This is a genomic window from Geomesophilobacter sediminis (assembly GCF_016458275.1).
Classification (GTDB): Bacteria; Desulfobacterota; Desulfuromonadia; order Geobacterales; family Geobacteraceae; genus Geomesophilobacter; species Geomesophilobacter sediminis.
This window is the reverse complement of sequence record NZ_JAEMHM010000008.1, coordinates 277,864-284,819: the sequence shown is the minus strand read 5'-3', so window position 1 is coordinate 284,819 and position 6,956 is coordinate 277,864. Positions and strand designations below refer to the sequence as shown.

General features: G+C 63.2%; 6 protein-coding genes. 2 read left to right on the top strand and 4 right to left on the bottom strand.

Going from position 1 to position 6,956, the window contains the following annotated elements:
• A partial coding sequence (locus JFN93_RS11675; RefSeq protein WP_199384252.1) for a discoidin domain-containing protein occupies window positions 1-1,149 on the top strand: 1,149 nt, incomplete at its 5' end.
• Window positions 1,150-1,338: 189 nt separating this feature from the next.
• Complete coding sequence (locus JFN93_RS11670) at window positions 1,339-2,961, top strand: glycoside hydrolase family protein (protein WP_199384251.1); 1,623 nt, start codon at window positions 1,339-1,341, stop codon at window positions 2,959-2,961.
• Between the two features lie 299 nt (window positions 2,962-3,260).
• Here the strand turns inward: JFN93_RS11670 and JFN93_RS11665 are convergent, their stop codons facing one another.
• The 4 genes from JFN93_RS11665 to JFN93_RS11650 all read right to left on the bottom strand — a co-directional run bounded on the left by JFN93_RS11665 (window position 3,261) and on the right by JFN93_RS11650 (window position 6,952).
• Window positions 3,261-4,052 (bottom strand): glycosyltransferase family 2 protein, encoded by a 792-nt coding sequence (locus JFN93_RS11665; RefSeq protein WP_199384250.1) that lies wholly within the window; start codon window positions 4,050-4,052, stop codon window positions 3,261-3,263.
• 37 nt (window positions 4,053-4,089) lie between these two features.
• Window positions 4,090-5,031 (bottom strand): class I SAM-dependent methyltransferase, encoded by a 942-nt coding sequence (locus tag JFN93_RS11660; protein WP_199384249.1) that lies wholly within the window; start codon window positions 5,029-5,031, stop codon window positions 4,090-4,092.
• Between the two features lie 89 nt (window positions 5,032-5,120).
• Window positions 5,121-5,978 (bottom strand): glycosyltransferase, encoded by an 858-nt coding sequence (locus JFN93_RS11655; protein WP_199384248.1) that lies wholly within the window; start codon window positions 5,976-5,978, stop codon window positions 5,121-5,123.
• The gene (locus JFN93_RS11650; protein WP_199384247.1) at window positions 5,975-6,952 is read right to left on the bottom strand and encodes an NAD-dependent epimerase/dehydratase family protein; all 978 of its coding nucleotides are present in this window, start codon (window positions 6,950-6,952) and stop codon (window positions 5,975-5,977) included. The genes JFN93_RS11655 and JFN93_RS11650 overlap by 4 nt, the downstream gene beginning before the upstream one ends.
• Window positions 6,953-6,956 lie beyond the last annotated feature (4 nt).

The following is a 6,956-nucleotide window of genomic DNA, read 5'->3' as shown; positions in this document are numbered from 1 at the left end:
ACCATCGCCGCCTCGTTTGCCACCGTCAGCTACAGCATCGCCGCCAGCGCCGGCACCGGCGGGAGCATCTCCCCGGCGGGAACCGCCACCGTGAATGCCGGCGGCTCCCAGGTCTACAGCATCACCCCGGCATCGGGCTACCAGATCGCCTCGGTAACGGTCGACGGCGCCTCGGTAGGCGCGGTCTCCTCCTACACCTTCAACAGCGTCGCCGCCAACCACACCATCGCCGCCTCGTTTGCCACCGTCAGCTACAGCATCGCCGCCAGCGCCGGCACCGGCGGGAGCATCTCCCCGGCCGGGACCACCTCGGTGAATGCCGGCGGCTCCCAGGCCTACAGCATCACCCCGGCATCGGGCTACCAGATCGCCTCGGTAACGGTCGACGGCGCCTCGGTAGGCGCGGTCTCCTCCTACACCTTCAACAGCGTCGCCGCCAACCACACCATCGCCGCCTCGTTTGCCACCATCAGCTACAGCATCGCCGCCAGCGCCGGCACCGGCGGGAGCATCTCCCCGGCAGGAACCGCCACCGTGAATGCCGGCAGCTCCCAGGCCTACAGCATCACCCCGGCGTCGGGTTACCAGGTAGCGGCAGTAACGGTCGACGGCACCTCGGTCGGCGCGGTTTCCTCCTACACCTTCACCAGCGTCACCGCAAACCACACCATTTCCGCCACCTTCGCGGCGACCGCGACCACCACGACCGCCGCAAACATCCCCCATACCCTGTGGAAGCTCAAGTATGCCGACAGCCAGGAAACGGTCGGTCAAAACGGCGCGGCAACCAACGCCTTCGACGGGAGCTCCACCACCATCTGGCACACCCAGTGGTACAAGGCTGCGCCTGCCGCCCCGCACGAGATCCAGATCAACCTCGGCAAATCGTACAAGCTCTCCAGCTTCAGCTACCTGCCGCGCCAGGACGGCGGCATCAACGGCACCATCGCGAAGTACGAATTCTACGTCAGCGCCGACGGCGTGAACTGGGGCACCCCGGTGGCAACCGGGACCTTTGCCAAAAGCACCACGCTGAAGCAGGTTTCCTTCGCGGCCAAAAGCGGCCAGTACATCCGGCTGAGAGCCCTCTCGGAGGTAAACGGCGGTCCCTGGACCTCCGCGGCCGAGATCAACGTCGCCGGCTACTAGACTGAACCAGAGCCTGCCGCCAATCCCATAGCGATCAATCAACCGGCACTTCCTCCGCCGCGGATTCCTCATAAGAATCTGCGGCGGGGGTAGCGACACTGTCAGAAAGAATCCGGTTACGCGGTATAATCAATGGGAACGACGGCGAAGTTTGCTCGAGATAGAGTAACTTTGCAAAGGAGATACGGAATGAAGAGAACAGTGAGCAGAACCTGCTTTGGGATCCTGGCTTTCTCGATGATGTCCTTCATGTCGCCGGCAGCATGGGCGGCCACCTACTTCGTCGCACCGAACGGGAGCAACAGCGCAGCAGGATCTGCGTCGGCGCCCTGGCAGACCCTGTCGTACGCCTGCGGCAAGGCGGTCTCCGGCGACACGATCAACGTCAATGCGGGGAGCTACACCGACAACAGCACCTGCACCCTCAAAACCGGCGTCAAGATCCTCGGAGCGGGGAGCTCCCTGGTCACCATCAACACCACCGCCAACCCCTATATCAAGGCCACGAGCTCGCTTCCCGTGGTGAACGGGGCAAACGAGATCGCCGGCATCGGTTTTGTCGGCACCGGCACCGCGATCCTCTCCGGAGCACGCAGCAACCAGATCTTCCACGACTGCGCCTTCAACGGCTTCGCGAACGCCATCAGCGTTTACGGCAAGATGTACATCTACAGCAACGCCTGCCTGACCACGGCGCCGACCCAGACGGCGACCTACTGCGACGACAGCGCGCCCCTGAGCACCGAGCCGGCCGCAAACGAATGGGCCACCGGCATCCAGATCTACAACAACACGCTGATCAACTCGAAGCTCTACCCCAACTCCATCAAGTCTTCGAGCATCCACGACAACGTGATCGACAACTCCACCTCGCTGCTCAGCGCCGTGGGGAACACCTCGCACTGGTGGAACGACGTGCAGTTCTACAACAACACCATGAAGGTGGCCACCCTGGCCTGGCACACGGTCGCCATCGAGGTTTGGATGGTGGAAGGGGACACCAAGTTCTACAACAACTGGACCAACGGGATGTACTCCATCCTGCTCAATCCAAACGGACCGAACCTCCCCTATTCCTGGGAGATCATCAACAACACCTTCGCCAGCGACGTCCCCCAGGGAACCGGGAGCACCGCGGTCGGCCAGGCGCTGGAAAGCTGCTACTTCGTGGAAAACGTGCTGATTGCCGGCAACTATTTCACCAATACCACCTCGACCAAGGGGTATGACACCGCCATCGGCATCCACGGCAAGGGGTACACCAAGAACGTCACCATCAGAAACAACGTCTTCTACAACATCTACGGCGATGCCGTCGCCATCAACACCACCGACAAGACCGGGGCCCCCTTCGTCGGAAGCAACATCAACATCTACAACAACGTGTTCGACACCATGAACAACGGGAGCAGCCAGGGCATCTACATGCAAAACGGGGTCGGCACCCTGGACTCGGTGAACATCCGGAACAACATCTTCAAGGGGGTCGCGCACGGAGCGCTGATCTACCCGGGCGGGGCCGGCATCTCCAACATCGTCTTCACCAACAACAACGTCGCCAACGGGGCGTACACGTACAACTACGGGAGCGGCGGATTCACCACGGTGACCAACAACTACAACTTCGCCGCCCAGTTCCAGGGTTCCGGCAACCGGCCCGATCCTTACTACCGTCCCGGGAGCGCCACCGCCAACATCGTCGGGAAAGGGACCAAGGTAGGTCTGCCGTTCTCCGGAACCGCCCCCACCCTGGGAGCCTTCGACCCGTCGCTGGAACTCTATGCCCCGTCCAGCATCTCCATAGGTCAGTAACCCTTCGGCGGGCCTGTCAACAAGTTGAGGCAAAAGAAAAGGCGGTGTGGCAACACCGCCTTTTTCTTTGGGAATTCAAAAGATGTTCTCCGCACCGGGGCAAAGCCGGCGTTGCGGGAACAGCTCTCGCCTTGGCCCCCCTTTCGTCCTTGACACCCCCCTTTGGCAAAGGGGGGATGGGGGGATTTGCCTTTCTGATGGTGCATCTCCGCCCCAGCTGCACCCGGTCCGTTGCAAGCCGTGCTATCGCACGCACCCCTTGTTGGTTGCCGCCTGCCCCCGATCCCCGATCCCCGCGTCTACCCCACCTTCTGTACCAGTGCCATCCTTCCCACCTTGGCAAGCAACTGCCGCAGTAAAAACGGGTAGAACCTCCAGGTGAAATAGGCGCGGTTGATCCTCAGGTTTTCGATCTTGAGCCGCGTCCGCTGCCGGGAGCTCACCCCGGTGACGTCGAAAAGGCAAACCGGGAGGTCGATGAAGCAGATCTCGAAGTGGTGGCGCTTGAGCGCCCGCAACAGCCACTCCCGGTCGGCGCTGATCCGGTAGCTGATGTCGAAGATCCCGGTGGTGGCGAAAACCCGCCGCGCGGTGAAGAGCGCCTGGTGACATATGGTGTCGCGGTAGAGCTGGTACTGCGAGCCGATATCGTAACGAAACATCCGGGGGCCGGTTTCGTGCAGCTGGAGGACGTTGCCGCAGACGATGTCGGGGGTAGCGCCGTCGAGCCTGGCGACCACCTGCTCCAGGGTATCGGGAGCGGCAAAGGTGTCCCCGCAGTTGAGAAAGTACAGGTAATCCCCCCGGCAGACCTGGATCGCCTTGTTCATGGCATCGTAGATCCCACGGTCGGGTTCGCTGATCCAGTACCGGATGAAGCGCTGGTAGCCCTTGATCAGCTCGATGGTGCCGTCGGAGGAACCGCCGTCGATGACCACCAACTCGAAATTCCGGTAGGTCTGGTTCACCACCGAGGTCAGGGTCCGGGGCAGCCCCTGCTCCCCGTTCAAGACGACGGTGACGATGCTGAAACGCGGCCTTCTCCCCGGCTGGTGCCCTTTCCCCCCGGTGCGTACTGTTTCGGCGCTCATCCGGATCACCTCCTTTGCTTCCCTTATCCCCGACCGGTCAGACCACCTTTCTCAGCCACAGCGAGGTGGGGAAGTGCCGGGAGGGATCGTACCGCTCCACGACCCCCTGGATCGCCTCGGGGAACTTGTAGTGCAGATAGCTCTGGCACATGACGATGCGAAACGCGTGGCTGTACATCAAGAGCGCCCGCACCAGCGCCGCCTCGTTCCACAACATGGAGACCGCGAAGGCGGGGTGTTCCGGATGACAGGTCGCATAGGGAAACGGGATGTCGTGGATGTGGATCACCACCCCCTTGGCCAGGCGGGGGAGGATTTCGAGGTAGATGTGGTTGATGTCGCTGTCCAGCTTGCAGACATGGCTCGAGTCGATGAACAGAAGATCGTCCGGTCCCAAGCGGTCGAAACAGGAAAGCTCGACGTCCTGGACCTCCTGCGCATGCAGCTCGAGGCGGCCGGCTCCGGCGAGTTCGCGGAACTTGGCGCTCGGGTAAGGCTCGATGCAGCTCAGGGAGAACTCCTTCCCACCCTCGGACCGGTTTCGGCGCAGCGCCTCCAAGGCATAGCAGGTCGACACCCCGGAGCCGATCTCGATCACCTGCCCCGGCTTGAGATGGCGGATCATGCAGTGCAGCAAAGAGGCCTCCACCTCGCCGTAGCCCGGGCCGTAACCGGCCGCGGTGACCGCCTCGAAATCCGGCAGGTCCCGGCATTCCTCCCGGTAGGGGCGCAGGGCTTCCAGGACGCCCAACTGCTCTTCCACCGCCAGCTCCACGCCGCCCAGATCGCTTTCCCGGTACCAGCGGGGCATCTTCTCCCGCAGCGCCGCCACATCCGGCAACGGGCTGTAGTAATGGGTCGGGGCCACGGGGATCTCGTACCAGGCCTGGAACCCGCGGGTTACCAGATTCCCGGCCCAGCCGGAAGATTTCAGCTGCCGCATCAGGGCCCGGCATGCTTTACCGATCATGGCGCTCATAGGGCTTGCTCCCTGCCGGAATCGGGCTGCGGGCCGCAACCGCTACCGGCCCGCCGTCCCCCCGGGTGCTTGGTGGCATTTCGCCGAAATCACACCCACTCTTCCCGGTCCTTGTCCCAGACGAAGAGCTGGTCGGGGTTGAGGCTTTTTTTCACCCGCAACGGCAGCGCGCCGACCAGGCGGTCGAAGGCGCACACGAGGTAATCCGGCAGCCCCGGGCGCTGGGCCAGCTCCCGGATCTCCTTGATATTGTTGGCCGCGGGCGCCCCCCCCGCTTCCTGCGCTCCCTTCTGGGTGAGCGAATCGGGATGGACCTTGAAGCCCCCCAGGTACGCCGCGACGATGTGCAGGTCGGCCTTTTGCGCGAACTGGTGCCAGAGGTAGAAGTCGCCGGAGTTCCGGAAACGGCGCAGGGAATCGAAATCGACCGCATCGAGAAGCTCCTTGGCCCAGAAGGTCGATTCCTGCTGGACAAACCCCAGGCGGGGACCGTACAGCCCCCGGGCGAACAGGCGCCGACGGTAGCGGAAGGGGATCCGGAAGCCGACCACCTGCGAGCTCGCGTTGTAGAGGGTCTGGTAGCCGGTCAGCCACTTCACCTGCTTGTTCCGGAAGATGTCCAGCACGATGTCGAAGGCGCACTTGTGGTAGTAATCCCCGGCGTTCAGGTAGGCGACGATGTCGCCGGTAGCCTGCCGCAGCCCCTTGGCGAGGGCATCGTACATCCCGCGGTCCGGCTCGGAGATGATGGTGATCCGCTTAGAGCCGAAGGACTCGATGATCGGGACGGTCCGGTCCGTCGATCCCCCGTCCCGGATCAGGTATTCGAGCTCGGCGCGCCCGGAAAGGATCGCCGTCTGCTCCAGGACCGACGCCACGGTCTCCCGGATCGAGTGCTCCGCCTGGTAGCAGGGGGTGACGATGGAGATGCGGGGGCGCTCTCTCATGGCGCCATCCTTCCCGATTCCCGGACCTGCTGGCTGATCCAGGCATAGGTCGTCTCCAGGCCCGCGGCCAGCGGCTGCGACGGGCGCCAGTGGAGCTTTTCGTAGATGAGCCGGTTGTCCGAGTTGCGCCCCCGGACCCCGAGCGGACCCGGGATGTGTTTGATGCCGAGGTGCTTCCCGGCGATCTTCGCCACCATCGCGACCAGATCGTTGATGCTCACCATCTCGTCGGAGCCGATGTTCACCGGTCCCGTCCAATTAGAGCGCATCAGCCGCGAGATCCCCTCCAGGCATTCGTCGATGTAGAGAAAGGAGCGGGTCTGCTGGCCGTCCCCCCAGATCTCGATCACGCTGTCGTCCCGGCTGAGGGCGACCTTGCGGCAGATGGCGGCCGGCGCCTTTTCCCTCCCCCCGTCCCAGGTCCCCTCCGGGCCGAAGACGTTGTGGAAGCGGGCGATGCGGACCTCCATCCCGTGGTTTCGGCCGTAGGCCAGGTAGAGGCGCTCGCTGAAGAGCTTTTCCCAGCCGTATTCGCTGTCCGGAGCGGCCGGGTAGGCGCTTTTTTCCTCGCAGTTGGGATTGTCCGGGTCGAGCTGGTTGTGCTCGGGATAGATGCAGGCCGAGGAGGAATAGAAGATCTTCTTGATGTTCCGCCTCCGGCAGGCCTCGACCATGTTGAGGTTGATGGTGGCGGAGTTGTGCATGATCGCCGCGTCGTGGTCGCCGGTGAAGATGAACCCGGCCCCCCCCATGTCGGCGGCGAACTGGTAGACCGCGTCGAAACGGCGGTCGACCACCCGCTGGCAGAGGGGAAATTCCCGCAGGTCCCCCAGGACGAACTCGTCGGCGGCGGTTTCCGAGTATTCCGGGAACTTGAGGTCGACCCCCATCACCCAGTACCCTTCCGATTTGAGCCGCTGCACCATATGGCTTCCGATAAACCCACCAGCTCCACAGACCAGTGCCGTTTTCATAGTG